This window comes from Pseudomonas sp. SWRI99, assembly GCF_014270125.1.
GTDB classification, from domain to species: Bacteria; Pseudomonadota; Gammaproteobacteria; order Pseudomonadales; family Pseudomonadaceae; genus Aquipseudomonas; species Aquipseudomonas hamedanensis.
This window is the reverse complement of sequence record NZ_JABWQR010000001.1, coordinates 109,697-127,965: the sequence shown is the minus strand read 5'-3', so window position 1 is coordinate 127,965 and position 18,269 is coordinate 109,697. Positions and strand designations below refer to the sequence as shown.

Below are 18,269 nucleotides of genomic sequence, written 5' to 3'. Positions count from 1 at the left end.
GGACTGATGAAAAAGGCGTCCCTTGCGGGCGCCTTTTTTGTGTCTGCGATTTGGCTGTCCGGCGCGCAGGCCTTCTGTCCAGCGCCCTCAGGGCTGACCAGTGTCAGCGTGCAGCGCGTGGTTGATGGCGACACGCTGCGCCTGAGCGATGGCCGCAGCGTGCGGATGATCGGCCTCAACACGCCGGAACTGGGCAAGCAGGGCCGCAGTGACGAGCCATTCGCGGTGGCGGCGCGCAAACGTCTGCAAGCCTTGGTGGATGACAGCGGCGGTCGGGTCGGTTTACTGCCTGGCAAGCAGGCGAAAGATCACTACGGGCGCACCCTGGCGCATGTTTACAGTGCGCAAGGCGCCAATATCGAGGCGCAAATGCTCGCCGATGGCCTTGGATTTCAGGTCGCGGTGGCGCCGAATGTCGATCTGGTTGCCTGCCAGCAGACCGCCGAGCGCAGTGCGCGGCAAGCCGGTCTGGGTCTCTGGCGCCAGTCGCCTGTACTGAAAGCGCAGCAGATTCAGCGCTCGGGTTTTGCCGTGGTCAGTGGTCGTGTGAGCAAGGTCCAGCGCAATCGCGGCGGAATCTGGATCGAAATGCACGATGCGCTTGTATTGCGTGTTGCACCCAATCTGGTCGGACAATTCGACAATGCCCGGCTCCAGGCCCTCAAGGGCAAGCAGATCGAGGCGCGCGGCTGGGTGGTCGATCGTTCGCGGCGCGGTGGATTACAAACGGGACAGCCGCGCTGGCTGCTTCCGCTGACCGATCCGGCAATGTTGCAGGTTTTGCGCTGACGAAAAAATTGTAGACATTTTTTAAGTCGATTGTGAACAGTCAAGCCCTTGTGCGCCGTGGCTCTTGGCCCAAAGTCGTAGGGCCGGGCGCTTGACAGGGGTGACCGCTCAGTCTTGTGGGGACTTTGCGAGGCGCGTATCCTCGCTGACCAGTCTGTCCAACAGTAAAAAGCGGAATGCCAAAATGTCTGATCTGAAAACTGCCGCTCTCGAATATCACGCCCATCCTCGTCCGGGGAAGCTGAGTGTCGAGCTCACCAAGGCCACTGCTACCGCCCGCGACCTGTCGCTGGCCTACAGCCCCGGCGTAGCTGAACCAGTGCGTGAGATCGCCCGCGATCCTGAACTGGCCTACAAGTACACCGGCAAGGGCAACCTGGTGGCAGTCATTTCCGATGGCACCGCGATTCTCGGCTTGGGTAACCTCGGCCCATTGGCCTCCAAGCCTGTGATGGAAGGTAAAGGCGTGCTGTTCAAGCGCTTCGCCGGCATCGACGTGTTCGACATCGAAGTCGACTCGGAAAGCCCGCAAGCCTTCATCGACACCGTCAAGCGCATCTCCATCACCTTTGGTGGCATCAACCTGGAAGACATCAAGGCGCCAGAATGCTTTGAGATTGAGCGCGCTCTGATCGAGCAGTGCGATATTCCGGTGTTCCACGATGACCAGCACGGCACCGCAATCGTCACCGCTGCCGGCATGATCAACGCTCTGGAAATCGTCGGCAAAACCCTGCAGGACGCGAAAATCGTCTGCCTGGGCGCCGGTGCTGCGGCCATCTCCTGCATGAAGCTGCTGGTGAGCATGGGCGCCCGCATCGAAAACATCTTCATGGTTGACCGTACCGGCGTGATCCACTCCGGCCGTGACGACCTGAACCAGTACAAAGCCGTGTTCGCCCACGCTACCGAAAAGCGCACCCTGGCTGACGCACTGGCAGGCGCTGACGTGTTCGTCGGTCTGTCCGGTCCTAACCTGCTGAGCGCCGAAGGCCTGCTGTCGATGGCAGCGAACCCGATCGTGTTCGCCTGCTCCAACCCGGATCCGGAAATCTCCCCGGAACTGGCGCACGCAACCCGTAGCGACGTGATCATGGCCACCGGCCGTTCGGACTACCCGAACCAGGTCAACAACGTGCTCGGCTTCCCGTTCATTTTCCGCGGTGCCCTGGACGTTCGCGCCAAGCGCATCAACGAAGAAATGAAAGTGGCGGCGGCCAACGCCCTGCGCGAACTGGCCAAACTGCCAGTGCCACAGGACGTGTGCGACGCCTACGGTGGTGCACCGCTGGAATTCGGCCGTGAGTACATCATTCCGAAGCCAATGGACAAGCGCCTGATCACCCTGATCTCCGACGCCGTGGCCAAAGCCGCGATCGAGACTGGTGTGGCTACTCTGCCGTATCCGAAGAACTACCCGCTGAAAAGCGTGGATGACGTGTTCAACGGTTAAAAGCAGCCGCCCATAAAAAAACCCAGCCTGGTGCTGGGTTTTTTTATGGGCGGCTGCAAGCTGCAAGCTGCAAGCTGCAAGCTGCAAGCTGCAAGCTGCAAGCTGCAAGCTACAAGCTACAAGCTGCAAGCTGCAAGCTGCAAGCTGCAAGCTGCAAGCTACAAGCTACAAGCTACAAGCTACAAGCTACAAGCGGTGTGCGGGGTTCGCGCTTTTGCTTGCCGCTTGTAGCTTGTAGCTTGCAGCTGCTCCCCTAGAACAAATCGATCGGCGCCTGTTCATCCGCCGGTAACGGACTGCCCGGCGCTACGCCATTGCCCAGCTCGTTCACCGATGGCGGCGTGTCTTCAGCCTTGAACAGCTCGAAGTACGCGCCCGGTGTGCTCGGCGACGCTGCACGGCCACTGACCGGATCCACCCGCAGGCTGAGCAAACCTTCCGGCTCAGGCTGCACATGCGGCGGCTTGTCTTTCAGCGCGGCCGACATGTAATTCATCCAGATCGGCAGCGCCACGGTGCCGCCGAACTCACGACGACCGAGGCTTTCCGGCTGGTCGAAACCGGTCCAGACCGTGGTCACGTAATCGGCGTTGTAACCGGAGAACCAGGCGTCTTTCGACTCGTTGGTGGTCCCCGTCTTGCCGGCGATATCGCTACGGCCCATGGCCAGCGCACGCCGGCCGGTGCCGAGCTTGATCACGTCCTGCAACATGCTGTTGAGAATGTAGGTAGTGCGCGCATCGACGATGCGTTCAGCCACTGCTGGCGCTTGCGGCACCGCTGGACTACCCGCGGCTTCACCCGCAACCGGAGCGGCGTTGACCGTGAACGATTCGGTGTTCGGTGCGGCGATGCCGTCGGTCGCCGAGCCGCCCTGCGGTACGGTCGGCGGGTTGGCGACAAACAGCGTGTCGCCGTTGCGGCTTTCGATCTTGTCGATGATGTACGGGGTGATCTTGTAGCCGCCGTTGGCAAACGTACTCCAGCCAGTGGCGATTTCCATCGGCGTCAGCGTCGCGGTGCCCAGCGCCAGCGACAGATTCGGCGGCAAGTCCTGCTTGTTGAAGCCGAAGCGGGTGATGTAGTCGATGGTCTTGCCCACACCCATCGCTTGCAGCAAGCGGATCGACACCAGGTTGCGCGACTTGTACAGCGCCTCGCGCAGACGGATCGGGCCGAGGAAGGTGTTGGTGTCGTTCTTCGGCCGCCAGACCTTGTCCAGGTACTCGTCGACGAACACGATCGGCGCATCGTTCACCAGGCTGGCAGCGGTGTAGCCGTTGTCCAGCGCGGCGCTGTAGACGAACGGCTTGAAGCTCGAGCCCGGCTGACGCTTGGCCTGCATGGCGCGGTTGTAATTGCTCTGCTCGAACGCGAAACCGCCGACCAGCGAGCGGATCGCGCCGTTCTGCGGATCCAGCGACACCAGCGCGCCCTGGGCCTGCGGAATCTGGCTGAACTTGAGCGAGTTGTCCTTCTGGCGCTGCACCCGAATCAGGTCGCCGACCTGCGCGACATCGGCTGGCTGGCGCGGGTTGGGACCCATGCTGTTGGTGTTGAGGAACGGTCGCGCCCATTTCATGGTGTCCCAGGCCACGTGTTCTTCACCGGTACGCGTCAGCACTTGCAGGCCGGCCTTGTCGACCTGGGTGACGATGGCCGGTTCCAGGCTGCTGATGGTGCGCTGTTTGGTCAATTCGCTGGCCCAGGCCTCGCGCGTCTTGCCCGGCAGGCGCGACTCGGGGCCACGGTAGCCGTGACGCTGGTCGTAAGTCATCAAGCCTTCGTGCAGCGCGGTGTTGGCCATTTCCTGCAGGTTGCTCGGCACCGTGGTGGTGACGCGGAAGCCTTCGGTGTAAGCGTCGCTGCCATAGCGCCCGACCATTTCGGCGCGGGCCATCTCAGCGATATACGGCGCGTTCACTTCCGGAGTCGGCACGTGGTAGCTGGCGTTCAGCGGCTCGTTGATCGCGGCGGTGTAGTCGGCTTCGCTGATTTTCCCCAGTTTGTACATGCGCCCGAGGATCCAGTCGCGGCGCTCTTTGCTGCGTGCCGGGTTGGCCAGCGGGTTGAAGCGCGACGGTGCCTTCGGCAGGCCGGCAATCATTGCCATCTGCGCCAGGCTGACGTCACGGATCGACTTGCCGTAATACACCTGCGCCGCCGCTTCGATGCCATAGGCGCGGTTGCCCAGATAGATCTTGTTGACGTACAGCTCAAGGATCTCGTCCTTGGTCAGCTGTCGCTCGATCTGCAGGGCCAGAAGAATTTCGGTGGTTTTGCGCGAGAAGCTGCGCTCGCTGGTGAGGAAGAAGTTCTTCGCCACCTGCATGGTGATGGTGCTGCCGCCGGACTGAATGTGCCCGCTCTTGATCAACTGGGTCGCCGCGCGCATCAGGCTGCTTGGATCGACGCCGTAATGGTTGGCGAAATTGTCGTCTTCAGCACTTAGTAACGCATTAATGAAATTGGGCGGAATGTCGGCGAAACGGATCGGCGTGCGGCGCATTTCGCCAAACTCTGCGATCAACTTGTCGTCGCTGCTGTAGACCCGCAGGGGAATCTGCAACTGAATGCTTCTCAGCGCCTCCACAGACGGCAAACCCGGACTAAGGTAAAGAAACGCGCCGCTGAGACTCAATAGCAGTCCGCAGAAAACGGCGACGATGGACCAACCGAAAAATTTCAGCAGACGAATCAAGGCTTTTGGACATCCAAGGCAAAGAATGAATTTGGCGACGGGGTTGCGCTACACACAAAACGACCGGCGCTGGCAGTAAAAAGCGGAAAAAATCGCTGGGCATTATAAGCACTTTTCCGCCGGGGGCGTCATTGGCGCTTCTGTCAAGGCGGGAGTGAAGGAACGCAATGCGTATTACAGAGTCCGTAACTCACGGAAAGTCATAGGGAATTGGTAGTGCTGGGACTCTTCAAGAAAAAGACCAACGCGTTACTGGGCATCGACATCAGTTCCACTTCGGTGAAGCTGCTGGAACTGAGCCGCCACGGCAATCGCTACCGGGTCGAGGCCTATGCGGTGGAGCCGTTGCCGGCCAGTGCCGTGGTCGAAAAGAACATCGCCGAACTCGAGGGCGTGGGCCAGGCCCTGAGCCGCGTGCTGGTCAAGGCGCGTACGGGTCTCAAAAGCGTGGCGGTGGCGGTGGCCGGTTCGGCGGTCATCACCAAGGTCATCGAGATGGACGCCGGGCTGTCCGACGACGAGCTGGAAAACCAGCTGAAGATCGAAGCCGACCAATATATTCCCTATCCGCTGGATGAAGTCGCGATCGACTTCGAAGTCCAGGGCGTGTCGCCGCGCAACCCGGAACGGGTCAGCGTGCTGTTGGCCGCCTGCCGCAAGGAAAACGTCGAGGTGCGTGAAGCAGCGCTGGCGCTTGCCGGGCTGACCGCGCGCGTGGTGGACGTTGAAGCCTATGCGCTGGAGCGCTCGTTCGGCCTGCTGGCGACACAACTGGCCGCCTCCCAGGAACGTCTCACGGTCGCGGTGGTGGACATCGGTGCGACCATGACCACGCTCAGTGTCCTGCACAACGGCAAGATCATTTATACCCGCGAGCAATTGTTCGGCGGCCGCCAGCTCACCGAGGAGATCCAGCGCCGCTACGGCCTGACCGTCGAGCAGGCGGGGCTGGCGAAAAAGCAGGGCGGGCTGCCCGACGATTACATCAGCGAGGTCTTGCAACCGTTTCGCGAGGCGCTGGTACAGCAGGTCTCCCGTTCGTTGCAGTTCTTCTTCGCTTCCGGCCAGTACAACGCGGTCGACCATATTCTGCTGGCCGGCGGCACGGCCTCGGTGCCCGGCCTGGATCGCCTGATCGAACAGCGCCTGAACACCCCGACCCAGGTCGCCAATCCGTTTGCCGACATGGCCCTGAGCAGCAAGGTCAATGCCGGGGCGCTGGCCAGCGACGCGCCGGCGCTGATGATTGCTTGCGGGCTCGCGCTCAGGAGTTTCGACTGATGGCGCGGATCAACCTTTTACCCTGGCGCGAGGAGCGCCGCGAAGAACGGCGCAAGCGCTTCCTGCTGGCCCTGATCGGTGTGCTGGTCGGCTCGGTCGGCGCGGTGCTGATCGCCGATCAGATCATCAGCGCTGCCATTGAAAGGCAAACGGCGCGCAACGACTACATCGGCAAGCAGATCGCCCAGGTCGATGAGCGCATCAAGCAGATCAGCGAACTCAAGGCGCGCCGCCAGCAACTGGTCGAGCGCATGCGCATCATCCAGGACTTGCAGGGCAACCGGCAGCTCAGCGGACGGATCTTCGATCAATTGGCGCGCACCCTCCCGGACGGGGTGTACTTCACCGACGTGAAGATGGTCGGCAAGACCTTGTCGATCAGTGGCGCGGCGGAATCCAACAACCGGGTTTCCGAGCTGATGCGCAACCTCGACGCCTCCGACTGGTTCGACGCCCCGAGCCTGAACGAGGTGAAAGCGACATCGGCCGATCAGTTGGAACAGTCCAACACCTTCGAGCTGACCGTTCGTCAAACCCAGCCAAAGGCCGGGGAGGACGACCGATGAAACCCAACGGATGGCTCGAAAGCCTGCGCAGCGTCGACTTCAACGATCTGGATACCAGCAACATCGGCTCCTGGCCGCCCGCGGTAAAAGTCATTGCCGCAGGGCTTTTGATGGTGTTGGTGCTCGGGCTTGGCTACCACTTTTTCATCAGCGACATGGAGAATCAGCTCGACCTCAAGCGTGAAGAAGAGATCACCCTCAAGGAACAGTTCGCCAGCAAGGCGCGGTTGTCGGCCAATCTCGAGCTGTACACCCAGCAGATGAAGGAGATGGAAAACACCTTCGGCGTGTTACTGCGGCAATTGCCCAGCGACACCGAAGTGCCAGGGTTGCTGGAAGACATCACGCGCACCGGTCTGGGCAGCGGCCTGGAGTTCGAGGAGATCAAGCTGCTGCCGGAAGTCACCCAGCCGTTCTACATCGAACTGCCGATCCGGATCACCGTCACCGGCGCCTATCACGATCTCGCGACCTTCGTCAGCGGCGTGGCCGGGTTGCCGCGTATTGTCACCCTGCATGATTTCGAACTGGCACCGGCCAACCCCGAGGGCGGGCCTAAGCTGCGCATGAGTATCCTCGCCAAGACCTACCGTTATAACGACAAGGGGCTGCAGAAATGACCCCGCTGCGTTTTTTCGGCTTGTCGATGGCTCTGCTGGTTTTGCAGGGCTGCGGTGGCAGCGATGACTTCAGTGATCTCGATGCTTATCTCAATGAAGTGCGTCTGCGCCCGGCCGGCCGGATTGAACCAACGCCGACATTCCGGTCTTACCCGACATTCACTTACAGCGCGGCGAATCTGCGCAGCCCGTTTTCGCGGCAGGTGCGCGTCGATCTGGCCGGGCAGCGGCACGGTTCACGCAACGTCAAGCCTGACCCCAACCGGGTCAAGCAATACCTTGAAGGCTTCAATATCGAGCAGTTCGAGATGGTCGGCACGATCGCCAATGCCTCCGGTTCCTTTGCGCTGTTGCGCGGAGCAGGCGGGGTGCATCGATTGAAAGTCGGCGATTACCTGGGGCGCAACGATGGCCGCATCGTCGCCATCAGTGCCACCCAGGTCGATGTCATCGAAATTGTCCCCGACGGCCAGGGCGCCTGGCTGGAGCGCCCGCGCACCATTCCTTTGAAAGAGCACTCATAGTGGAAGTCGAATAATGAACAGGATTTTCTCCACCCTCGGTTTTTCGCTATGGATAGCGCTGATGTCGCCGATGGTACTCGCGGCCAACCTGAAGACGCTGGACGTAGCGGCGTTGCCAGGGGACCGTGTCGAACTGAAGCTGGCGTTCGACGGACCGCCACCGCAGCCCAAGGGTTACACCACTGAATTGCCAGCGCGGATCGCCCTTGATCTGCCCGGCGTCACCAGTCGGCTGGCGAACAAGACGCTTGATCTGGGCAGCGGCAATGCGCGCACCGCTACGGTGGCGGAAGCCAAAGACCGCACGCGCCTGATTGTCAGCCTGACCCAACTGGCGCCTTACAGTACTCGAGTCGAGGGAAACAATCTGTTCGTGGTGGTCGGGCAGGGTGCGCCTGCTGCTGCGCCGCGCACTGCGGCGGTTGCGCCCCGTGCCACCCCGGCGGCGACAGCGCCTGCCAAACCGTCGGTGCCGCGTAACCGCGCCATACGCGGCGTCGACTTCCAGCGGGGGACGGAGGGCGAGGGCAATGTGGTGATCGACCTGTCCGACCCGACCATCGCCCCGGACATCCAGGAGCATGACGGCAAGATCACTCTCAGCTTCGCCCACACGCAATTGCCGGAAAAACTGCGCGTGCGCCTCGACGTCAAGGACTTCGCCACCCCCGTGCAGTTCGTCAACGCCGCGGTGACCGGGGACCGCACGGTGATCAGCGTCGAGCCCAGCGGCACGTTCGACTATTCCACTTTCCAGACCGACAACAAACTCACGGTCAGCATTCGTCCGATGACGGTGGACGACCTGCAAAAACGCAACGCTGACCGCAACAGCTATGTGGGCGAAAAGCTCTCGCTGAACTTCCAGGACATCGACGTGCGTTCGGTGCTGCAACTGATCGCCGATTTCACCAACCTCAATCTGGTCGCCAGCGACACGGTGCAGGGCGGCATCACCTTGCGTCTGCAGAACGTACCGTGGGATCAGGCGCTGGATCTGGTGCTGAAAACCAAAGGCCTGGATAAACGCAAGATCGGCAACGTGTTGCTGGTGGCGCCGGCCGATGAAATCGCGGCTCGCGAGCGTCAGGAGCTGGAATCGCAGAAGCAGATCGCCGAGCTGGCGCCGCTGCGCCGCGAATTGCTGCAGGTGAACTACGCCAAGGCGGCGGACATCGCCAAGTTGTTCCAGTCTGTGACCAGTGCCGAGGCGAAAATCGATGAGCGCGGCTCCATCACCGTCGATGAGCGAACCAACAACATCATTGCCTACCAGACTCAGGATCGCCTCGACGAACTGCGGCGGATCGTGGCGCAACTGGATATTCCGGTGCGTCAGGTGATGATCGAGGCGCGGATTGTCGAAGCCAACGTCGATTACGACAAAAGCCTCGGCGTGCGCTGGGGCGGCTCGATTCAAAACAAGGGCAACTGGAACGCCTCAGGGGTCAACGGTTCGTCGACCACCATCGGTACGCCGGGGAGCACCAGCACCAACTCGCCGTTCGTCGACATGGGTACCGTCAACAACACCTCCGGTATCGGCATCGCCTTCATTACCGACAACGTTCTGCTCGACCTCGAGTTGACGGCCATGGAAAAGACCGGCAACGGTGAGATCGTGTCACAACCCAAAGTGGTGACTTCCGACAAGGAGACCGCAAAAATCCTCAAGGGCACTGAAATTCCCTATCAGGAAGCCAGTTCCAGTGGCGCGACCTCGGTATCGTTCAAGGAGGCTTCGCTGTCGCTGGAAGTGACCCCGCAGATCACTCCGGATAACCGCATCATCATGGAGGTCAAGGTTACCAAGGACGAACCGGACTACCTGAACAAAGTGCAGGATGTGCCGCCGATCAAGAAAAACGAGGTCAACGCCAAGGTGCTGGTCAACGACGGCGAAACCATCGTAATCGGCGGTGTTTTTTCAAATACTCAGAGCAAGGTTGTAGATAAGGTGCCATTTCTTGGCGATGTGCCGTATCTTGGCCGCCTTTTCCGGCGTGATGTGGTTTCGGAGAAAAAATCCGAGCTGCTGGTATTTCTCACTCCGCGTATCATGAATAACCAGGCGATTGCTGTGAGTCGTTGATTCTGTGCGAAATTTGATACTTGTAGGACCGATGGGTGCTGGCAAAAGCACCATCGGCCGATTGCTGGCCAAAGAGCTGCGCCTGCCGTTCAAAGATTCCGACAAGGAAATTGAGCTGCGCACGGGTGCCAATATCCCATGGATCTTCGACAAGGAAGGCGAGCCCGGCTTTCGTGATCGCGAGCAGGCGATGATCGCCGAGCTGTGCGCGTTCGATGGCGTGGTGCTGGCGACCGGCGGTGGCGCGGTGATGCGTGACGCCAATCGCAAGGCCCTGCATGAGGGCGGACGCGTGGTGTATCTGCATGCGTCCGTCGAACAGCAGGTCGGCCGCACGTCCCGCGACCGCAATCGGCCGTTGCTGCGCACCGCCGATCCGGCGAAAACCCTGCGTGATCTGCTCGCCATCCGCGACCCGCTGTACCGGGAAATTGCCGATCTGGTGGTGGAAACCGACGAACGGCCGCCGCGCATGGTGGTGCTGGACATTCTCGATCGTCTGGCGCAGCTTCCTCCCCGTTAAAGCAGCGCTCGAAATGCGCTATCCTCGGCGTCCTGCCACAGCCCGCCGAGGGCGTGGCGGATGGCGGGCGAGCGGCGTCATACCCGCTACAGTCCGCAGGACACCAATAATTCAGGGCAGGACGCCTGCTTTCATCTTCACTGTGGGGACACATGCAGACACTCAAGGTCGACCTGGGCGAGCGCAGCTACCCGATTCATATTGGCGAAGGTTTGTTGGATCAGCCCGAGTTGCTGGCGCCACACATCCACGGGCGTCAGGTGGCAATCATCTCCAACGAGACCGTGGCGCCGCTCTACCTTGAACGTCTGACCCGCAGCCTGGCGCAGTTCTCGGTGATCTCGGTGGTGTTGCCGGACGGCGAGGCCTACAAGAACTGGGAAACCCTGCAATTGATCTTCGACGGTCTGCTGACCGCCCGGCATGATCGCCGCACCACGGTGATCGCCCTCGGCGGCGGGGTGATTGGCGACATGGCCGGCTTTGCCGCTGCCTGCTACCAGCGCGGCGTCGACTTCATCCAGATTCCCACCACTTTGTTGTCTCAGGTCGATTCGTCGGTCGGCGGCAAGACCGGCATCAACCATCCGCTGGGCAAGAACATGGTCGGCGCCTTTTATCAGCCGAACGTGGTGCTGATCGATACCGCGTCGCTGAAAACCCTGCCGGAACGCGAGCTGTCGGCGGGGCTGGCAGAAGTCATCAAGTACGGCCTGATCTGCGACGAGCCGTTCCTGACCTGGCTGGAAGAAAACGTCGACGCCCTGCGTGCGCTGGACCAAACCGCGCTGACCTATGCGATCGAGCGTTCCTGCGCGGCCAAGGCTGCCGTGGTCGGTGCCGATGAAAAGGAAACCGGCGTGCGCGCCACGCTCAACCTTGGCCACACCTTCGGCCACGCCATCGAAACCCACATGGGCTATGGTGTCTGGCTGCATGGCGAGGCGGTCGCGGCGGGTACCGTGATGGCGCTGGAAATGTCCGCGCGGCTGGGCTGGATCTGCGATGCAGAGCGCGACCGCGGCATTCGTCTGTTCCAGCGTGCCGGTCTGCCGGTGGTTCCGCCGACTGAAATGAGCGAAGCCGATTTTCTGCAACACATGGCAATCGACAAAAAAGTGATCGACGGTCGTCTGCGCCTGGTGCTGCTGCGCCGGATGGGCGAAGCGGTAGTGACCGACGATTATCCGAAAGAGGTTCTACAGGCCACGCTGGGAGCGGATTACCGCGCCCTGGCTCAGCTTAAAGGTTAATAAGATTCCGATGACTAGTTTGCATGCCGACGAGGCGTTTCTCGGCCATTTCCAGTTAAGCCACGACCCTTTCGCGCCACGGGTGCCGGGCTTCAAGTTTTTCCCGGCCCAGCGCAAACCGGTGCTGGGGCAACTGCATCATCTGGCGCGTTACAGCCAGTTGCTGCTGGTGGTCACCGGCCCGCAGGGCAGCGGCAAGACGCTGTTGCGTCAGGCGCTGGTTGCCAGCACCAATAAACAGTCAGTACAGAGCGTGGTGGTGTCCGCCCGTGGTGCCGGTGATGCCGCAGGCGTGCTGCGCCAGGTGGCGCAGGCGCTGGATGTCGCCCAGGCCGAAGTCGGCGCGATTCTGGAGCAGGTGGTGCAACTGGCCCTCACCGGGCAGGAAGTCTATCTGCTGGTGGATGATGCCGAGCAGCTCGACGAGTCCGCGCTTGAAGCGCTGATGGCGCTGGGCGCGGGCACGCCGGAAGGTCGTCCGCATGTATTCCTGTTCGGTGAGTCGTCGCTGATCGCTCAGCTCGAGGCTTTGCAGCTCGAAGAAGAGCGTTTTCACGTCATCGAATTGCAGCCGTACACCGAAGAAGAGACCCGCGAATATCTCGACCAGCGGCTGGAAGGCGCGGGCCGGGGTGTCGAACTTTTCACCGCCGATCAGATCTCTGATATTCACGAAAGCTCCGAGGGCTGGCCGGGCAATATCAACCAGGTCGCTCGCGATGCTCTGATCGAAGTCATGATTGCCAGCCGCTCCGCGGTGAAGCGTCCAAGTATGGGGTTCAACATGCCGAAGAAACACGTATTGGCGATTTCCGCCGTCGTTGTGGTCGCGGTCGCCGCCGCCTGGCTGATGCCGGGTCGCAGCAAGGCACCGACCACCGGTGCTCCGGCCAATGAACAGGCACAACTGCCGCTGGGCCAGGGCGCCGCCAACGGTGGCGCGCCAGCCGTCGAATTTGCCGGCAATACCCAGCCAATGCCGTTGCCATTGGTCGGTAACTCGCAACCGGTCATGCGCGGTCCGCTGGCCGAAGAGGCCGGTGGCATCACCGAAGGCGATGACGGTGTGCCGCTGGAAGGCTCCAGTGATACGCCGCCAACCGTGACCACTTCCGCACCGCCTGCCGGTGTTCCGGCCGGTCCTGCGCCGACCCCGGTTCCGGTACCTGCGGCAAAACCCGCCCCGACGCCGGCTCCGACGCAAGTCGCCACGGCCAAGCCAGCTCCAGTAGCGCCAGCACCTGCCGCCAAACCAGCGCCAGCGCCGGCCAAACCGGTTGCCGCTGCCAAGCCTGCCGAGAAACCGGTCACCGTCGCCAAAGCGTCCGGTGGCAGCTGGTACGCCGGTCAGCCGACCAGCAACTACGTGGTGCAGATCCTCGGCACCAGCTCGGAAACCGCCGCGCAGAACTTCGTCAAAGAGCAGGGCGGCGAATACCGTTATTTCAAGAAAGTCCTCAACGGCAAGCCTCTCTACGTGATCACCTACGGCAACTTCGCCAATCGTGACGCAGCCGTTTCTGCCATCAAGGCCTTGCCAGCGAAGGTTCAGGCTGGTAAACCTTGGCCTCGCACTGTCGCCAGCGTCCAACAGGAACTGGCAACAACTCGCTGAAGATTCGGCGGCCTTACCCAGGCCGCCTCTCCCGGCACCTCAAAATCTCCACGAGTGCGCGCCGCCTGAAAAGGCCGCGTGCCTTGTGGTGTCTGCGTCACAGTAGTTTTTGAGTCGTTGCGGTCAGAATTTAAAAAAGTTTTGACTAGCACAGCATATCGCTTTAAACCTTTCACAAATGCGACATGAATTTGCGACAGTTCGTCGTCAAATTTGTGAGCCTCTGTGTCGCTGTGTACAATGACCACCCTTTTGCCCCCGCTAAGCCGGCGTACGTTCGGCGCGGATCGCAAGTGGTTGAATTGAAAAGAAATTTGCCTCGAATAGAGGCAGCCTGGTGAGAAAGTGTCTATGAAAGCAGGTCTGTACCAACCAGATGAATTCAAGGATAACTGCGGTTTCGGCCTGATAGCGCATATGCAGGGCGAACCCAGTCATACCCTTTTGACGACGGCCATCGAGGCCCTGACCTGCATGACCCACCGCGGTGGGATTAATGCCGACGGCAAGACCGGTGACGGTTGCGGTCTGCTGATTCAAAAGCCTGACGCGTTCCTGCGAGCCATTGCCCAGGAAACCTTCAGTGTCGAGCTGCCCCGGCAATATGCCGTGGGCATGGTCTTTTTCAACCAGGATCCGGTTAAGGCCGAAGCCGCTCGCGAGAACATGAACCGCGAAATCCTCGCCGAAGGCCTGCAACTGATCGGCTGGCGCAAAGTGCCGATCGACACCAGCGTGCTCGGCCGCCTGGCTCTTGAGCGTCTGCCGCAGATCGAGCAGGTCTACATCGGCGGTGAAGGCCTGAGCGATCAGGACATGGCCGTCAAGCTGTTCAGCGCGCGTCGCCGTTCGTCGGTGGCCAATGCCGCTGACACCGACCACTACATCTGCAGCTTTTCGCACAAGACCATCATTTATAAAGGCCTGATGATGCCGGCCGACCTGGCCGCGTTTTATCCGGACCTGAGCGATGAGCGCCTGCAAACCGCAATTTGCGTGTTCCACCAGCGCTTCTCCACCAACACCCTGCCGAAATGGCCGCTGGCGCAGCCGTTCCGCTTCCTCGCCCACAACGGCGAGATCAACACCATCACCGGTAACCGCAACTGGGCGCAGGCCCGTCGGACCAAGTTCACCAACGATCTGATGGATCTGGAGGAACTCGGCCCGCTGGTCAACCGTGTCGGTTCCGACTCATCCAGCATGGACAACATGCTTGAACTGATGGTCACCGGTGGCATTGACCTGTTCCGTGGCGTGCGCATGATCATTCCGCCTGCGTGGCAGAACGTCGAAACCATGGACCCGGACCTGCGTGCGTTCTACGAGTACAACTCGATGCACATGGAGCCGTGGGACGGCCCGGCCGGCGTGGTGATGACCGATGGTCGTTACGCGGTGTGTCTGCTCGACCGTAACGGTCTGCGCCCGGCGCGCTGGGTTACCACCAAAAACGGTTTCATCACCTTGGCCTCGGAAATCGGCGTGTGGAACTACCAGCCGGAAGACGTGCTCGCCAAGGGCCGTGTCGGCCCTGGCCAGATCTTCGCCGTGGACACCGAAACCGGGCAGATCCTCGACACCGATGCGATCGACAACCGTCTGAAATCCCGTCATCCGTACAAGCAATGGCTGCGCAAGAATGCCCTGCGCATTCAGGCGACCATGGAAGACAACGACCACGGTTCGGCTTTCTACGACGTCGATCAGCTCAAGCAGTACATGAAGATGTATCAGGTCACGTTCGAGGAACGCGATCAGGTGCTGCGTCCGCTCGGCGAGCAAGGTTACGAAGCCGTTGGCTCGATGGGTGACGACACGCCGATGGCCGTGCTGTCCCAGCGTGTGCGCACACCGTACGACTATTTCCGTCAGCAGTTCGCGCAGGTGACCAACCCGCCGATCGACCCGCTGCGTGAAGCGATCGTGATGTCGCTGGAAATCTGCCTCGGTGCCGAGCGCAACATTTTCCAGGAGTCGCCGGAACACGCCTCGCGCGTGATCCTCAGCTCGCCAGTCATCTCGCCGGCCAAGTGGCGCTCGCTGATGAACCTCGACCGTCCGGGCTTCGAACGGGCGATCATCGACCTCAACTACGACGAAAGCCTCGGCCTCGAAGCGGCGATCCGCAACGTCGCCGATCAGGCTGAAGAAGCCGTGCGCGCCGGGCGGACCCAGATCGTCCTGAGCGACCGCCATATCGCCCCGGGCAAGCTGCCGATCCACGCCTCCCTGGCCACCGGCGCGGTGCACCACCGCCTGACCGAAAAAGGCCTGCGTTGCGATTCCAACATCCTCGTTGAAACCGCAACGGCACGCGATCCGCACCACTTTGCGGTATTGATCGGTTTCGGCGCCTCGGCGGTCTATCCGTTCCTGGCCTACGAAGTGCTGGGCGACCTGATCCGTACCGGTGAAGTGCTGGGCGATCTCTATGAGGTGTTCAAGAACTACCGCAAGGGCATCACCAAAGGCTTGCTCAAGATCCTCTCGAAGATGGGCATTTCGACCATCGCTTCGTACCGTGGTGCGCAGCTGTTCGAAGCCATTGGTCTGTCCGAGGAGGTCTGCGACCTGAGCTTCCGTGGCGTGCCAAGCCGCATCAAAGGCGCACGTTTCGTCGACATCGAGGCCGAGCAGAAAGCCCTCGCCATCGAAGCCTGGAGTCCGCGCAAGCCGATCCAGCAGGGCGGTCTGCTGAAGTTCGTCCACGGTGGCGAATATCACGCCTACAACCCGGACGTGGTCAACACCCTGCAGGCCGCAGTGCAGCAGGGCGATTACGCCAAGTTCAAGGAATACACCTCGCTGGTGGATAACCGTCCGGTGTCGATGATTCGCGACCTGTTCAAGGTCAAGACCCTCGACACGCCGCTGGACATGAGCGAGATCGAGCCGCTGGAGTCGGTGCTCAAGCGCTTCGACTCCGCCGGTATCTCGCTGGGCGCATTGTCGCCGGAAGCTCACGAAGCCCTGGCCGAAGCCATGAACCGCCTCGGTGCGCGTTCCAACTCCGGTGAAGGTGGTGAAGATCCGGCACGCTACGGCACCATCAAAAGTTCGAAAATCAAGCAAGTCGCCACTGGCCGTTTCGGTGTGACCCCGGAATACCTGGTCAACGCTGAAGTGCTGCAGATCAAGGTCGCGCAAGGCGCCAAGCCGGGCGAGGGCGGGCAACTGCCGGGCGGCAAGGTCAACGGTCTGATCGCCAAGCTGCGTTATGCAGTGCCGGGCGTGACCCTGATTTCGCCACCGCCGCACCACGACATCTATTCGATCGAAGACTTGTCGCAGCTGATCTTTGACTTGAAGCAGGTCAATCCGCAGGCACTGGTTTCGGTGAAACTGGTTGCGGAAGCGGGCGTCGGCACCATCGCCGCCGGTGTGGCCAAGGCCTATGCGGACTTGATCACCATCTCCGGTTATGACGGTGGTACCGGTGCGTCGCCGCTGACCTCGATCAAATACGCCGGTGCGCCGTGGGAACTGGGCCTGGCTGAAACCCACCAGACCCTGCGCGGCAACGACCTGCGCGGCAAAGTCCGGGTACAGACCGATGGCGGCCTGAAAACCGGCCTCGACGTGATCAAAGCGGCGATCCTCGGTGCCGAAAGCTTCGGCTTCGGCACCGCGCCAATGATCGCGCTGGGCTGCAAATACCTGCGCATCTGCCACCTGAACAACTGCGCCACCGGCGTCGCGACTCAGAATGAGAAGCTGCGCAAGGACCACTACATCGGCACCGTCGACATGGTGGTGAATTTCTTCACCTACGTCGCCGAAGAAACCCGTGAGTGGCTGGCCAAGCTCGGCGTGCGCTCCCTCGAAGAGCTGATCGGTCGTACCGATCTGCTGGAAATCCTCGAGGGCCAGACCGCCAAGCAAAACCATCTGGACCTGACGCCGCTGTTGGGCAGCGATCACATCCCGGCGGACAAGCCACAGTTCTGCGGTGTTGAGCGCAACCCGCCGTTCGACCAAGGCCTGCTGGCCGAGAAAATGGTCGAGATGGCGTCGTCGGCGATCAACGACATGAGTGGCGCCGAGTTCGACCTGGACATCTGCAACTGCGACCGTTCGATCGGCGCGCGGATCTCCGGCGAAATCGCGCGCAAGCACGGCAACCAGGGCATGGCGAAAGCGCCGATCACTTTCCGCTTCAAAGGCACCGCCGGGCAGAGCTTCGGCGTGTGGAACGCCGGCGGTCTGAACATGTACCTGGAAGGCGACGCCAACGACTACGTCGGCAAGGGCATGACCGGCGGCAAGCTGGTGATCGTTCCGCCGAAGGGCAGCGTCTACAAGACTCAGGAAAGCGCCATCATCGGCAATACATGCCTGTACGGCGCCACTGGCGGCAAGCTGTTCGCCGCTGGCACTGCTGGCGAGCGTTTCGCCGTGCGTAACTCCGGTGCCCACACCGTCGTGGAAGGCACTGGCGATCACTGCTGCGAATACATGACCGGTGGTTTTGTCTGTGTGCTGGGCAAGACCGGTTACAACTTCGGCTCAGGCATGACCGGTGGTTTCGCCTACGTGCTCGATCAGGACAACACCTTCGTTGACCGGGTCAACCACGAACTGGTGGAAATCCAGCGGATCAGCGGCGAGGCGATGGAAGCCTATCGCAGCCACCTGCAGAACGTGCTGAACGAGTACGTCGCGGAAACCGACAGCGAGTGGGGTCGTGAACTCGCCGAGAACCTCGATGATTACTTGCGTCGTTTCTGGTTGGTCAAACCGAAGGCAGCGAGTCTGAAATCTCTGCTCTCCAGTACGCGGGCAAGCCCACAGTGAAGCAGCTGCAAGCCGCAAGCTTCAAGCGACAAGCTAGAAGCTTGCGCGGTGAGGC

General features: G+C 61.2%; 12 protein-coding genes. 11 read left to right on the top strand and 1 reads right to left on the bottom strand.

The window, feature by feature from the left end; genetic code table 11:
- Positions 1-6 precede the first annotated feature (6 nt).
- Together HU743_RS00515 and HU743_RS00510 are read left to right on the top strand one after the other, a co-directional pair.
- Positions 7-789: a thermonuclease family protein gene (locus tag HU743_RS00515; RefSeq protein ID WP_186646422.1), complete on the top strand. Its 783-nt coding sequence runs from the start codon at positions 7-9 to the stop codon at positions 787-789.
- 184 nt (positions 790-973) lie between these two features.
- A complete protein-coding gene (locus HU743_RS00510) occupies positions 974-2,242 on the top strand; it encodes a malic enzyme-like NAD(P)-binding protein (RefSeq protein WP_186646099.1) in 1,269 nt (422 codons plus the stop codon).
- A 253-nt stretch (positions 2,243-2,495) separates the two neighbouring features.
- Here the strand turns inward: HU743_RS00510 and HU743_RS00505 are convergent, their stop codons facing one another.
- Entirely contained in the window at positions 2,496-4,943 is a 2,448-nt protein-coding gene (locus HU743_RS00505) for a penicillin-binding protein 1A (RefSeq protein WP_186646097.1), read from the bottom strand.
- A gap of 216 nt (positions 4,944-5,159) precedes the next feature.
- On the opposite strand from HU743_RS00505, the gene HU743_RS00500 reads away from it, so the two are divergent.
- The 9 genes from HU743_RS00500 (at position 5,160) to gltB (ending at position 18,214) form a co-directional block, all read left to right on the top strand.
- The gene (locus HU743_RS00500) at positions 5,160-6,224 is read left to right on the top strand and encodes a pilus assembly protein PilM (RefSeq protein WP_186549543.1); all 1,065 of its coding nucleotides are present in this window, start codon (positions 5,160-5,162) and stop codon (positions 6,222-6,224) included.
- A complete protein-coding gene (locus tag HU743_RS00495) occupies positions 6,224-6,790 on the top strand; it encodes a PilN domain-containing protein (protein WP_186631897.1) in 567 nt (188 codons plus the stop codon). The genes HU743_RS00500 and HU743_RS00495 overlap by 1 nt, the downstream gene beginning before the upstream one ends.
- Entirely contained in the window at positions 6,787-7,410 is a 624-nt protein-coding gene (pilO, locus tag HU743_RS00490) for a type 4a pilus biogenesis protein PilO (protein ID WP_186549539.1), read from the top strand. Before HU743_RS00495 ends, pilO begins: the two co-directional genes overlap by 4 nt.
- Positions 7,407-7,934, top strand: coding sequence for a pilus assembly protein PilP (locus tag HU743_RS00485; protein WP_186631892.1), 528 nt, complete (start codon positions 7,407-7,409; stop codon positions 7,932-7,934). Before pilO ends, HU743_RS00485 begins: the two co-directional genes overlap by 4 nt.
- A gap of 13 nt (positions 7,935-7,947) precedes the next feature.
- Positions 7,948-10,026 (top strand): type IV pilus secretin PilQ, encoded by a 2,079-nt coding sequence (gene pilQ / locus HU743_RS00480; RefSeq protein WP_186646094.1) that lies wholly within the window; start codon positions 7,948-7,950, stop codon positions 10,024-10,026.
- Between the two features lie 4 nt (positions 10,027-10,030).
- A complete protein-coding gene (gene aroK, locus HU743_RS00475) occupies positions 10,031-10,549 on the top strand; it encodes a shikimate kinase AroK (RefSeq protein ID WP_045122260.1) in 519 nt (172 codons plus the stop codon).
- A 152-nt stretch (positions 10,550-10,701) separates the two neighbouring features.
- Positions 10,702-11,802, top strand: a complete 1,101-nt coding sequence (gene aroB / locus HU743_RS00470) for a 3-dehydroquinate synthase (protein ID WP_186646092.1) — start codon at positions 10,702-10,704, stop codon at positions 11,800-11,802.
- Between the two features lie 10 nt (positions 11,803-11,812).
- Positions 11,813-13,417 carry an AAA family ATPase gene (locus tag HU743_RS00465; RefSeq protein ID WP_186619628.1) on the top strand — a complete coding sequence of 535 codons (1,605 nt, stop codon included), beginning with the start codon at positions 11,813-11,815 and terminating at the stop codon, positions 13,415-13,417.
- 351 nt (positions 13,418-13,768) lie between these two features.
- Entirely contained in the window at positions 13,769-18,214 is a 4,446-nt protein-coding gene (gene gltB / locus HU743_RS00460; protein WP_186646090.1) for a glutamate synthase large subunit, read from the top strand.
- Positions 18,215-18,269: the final 55 nt, after the last annotated feature.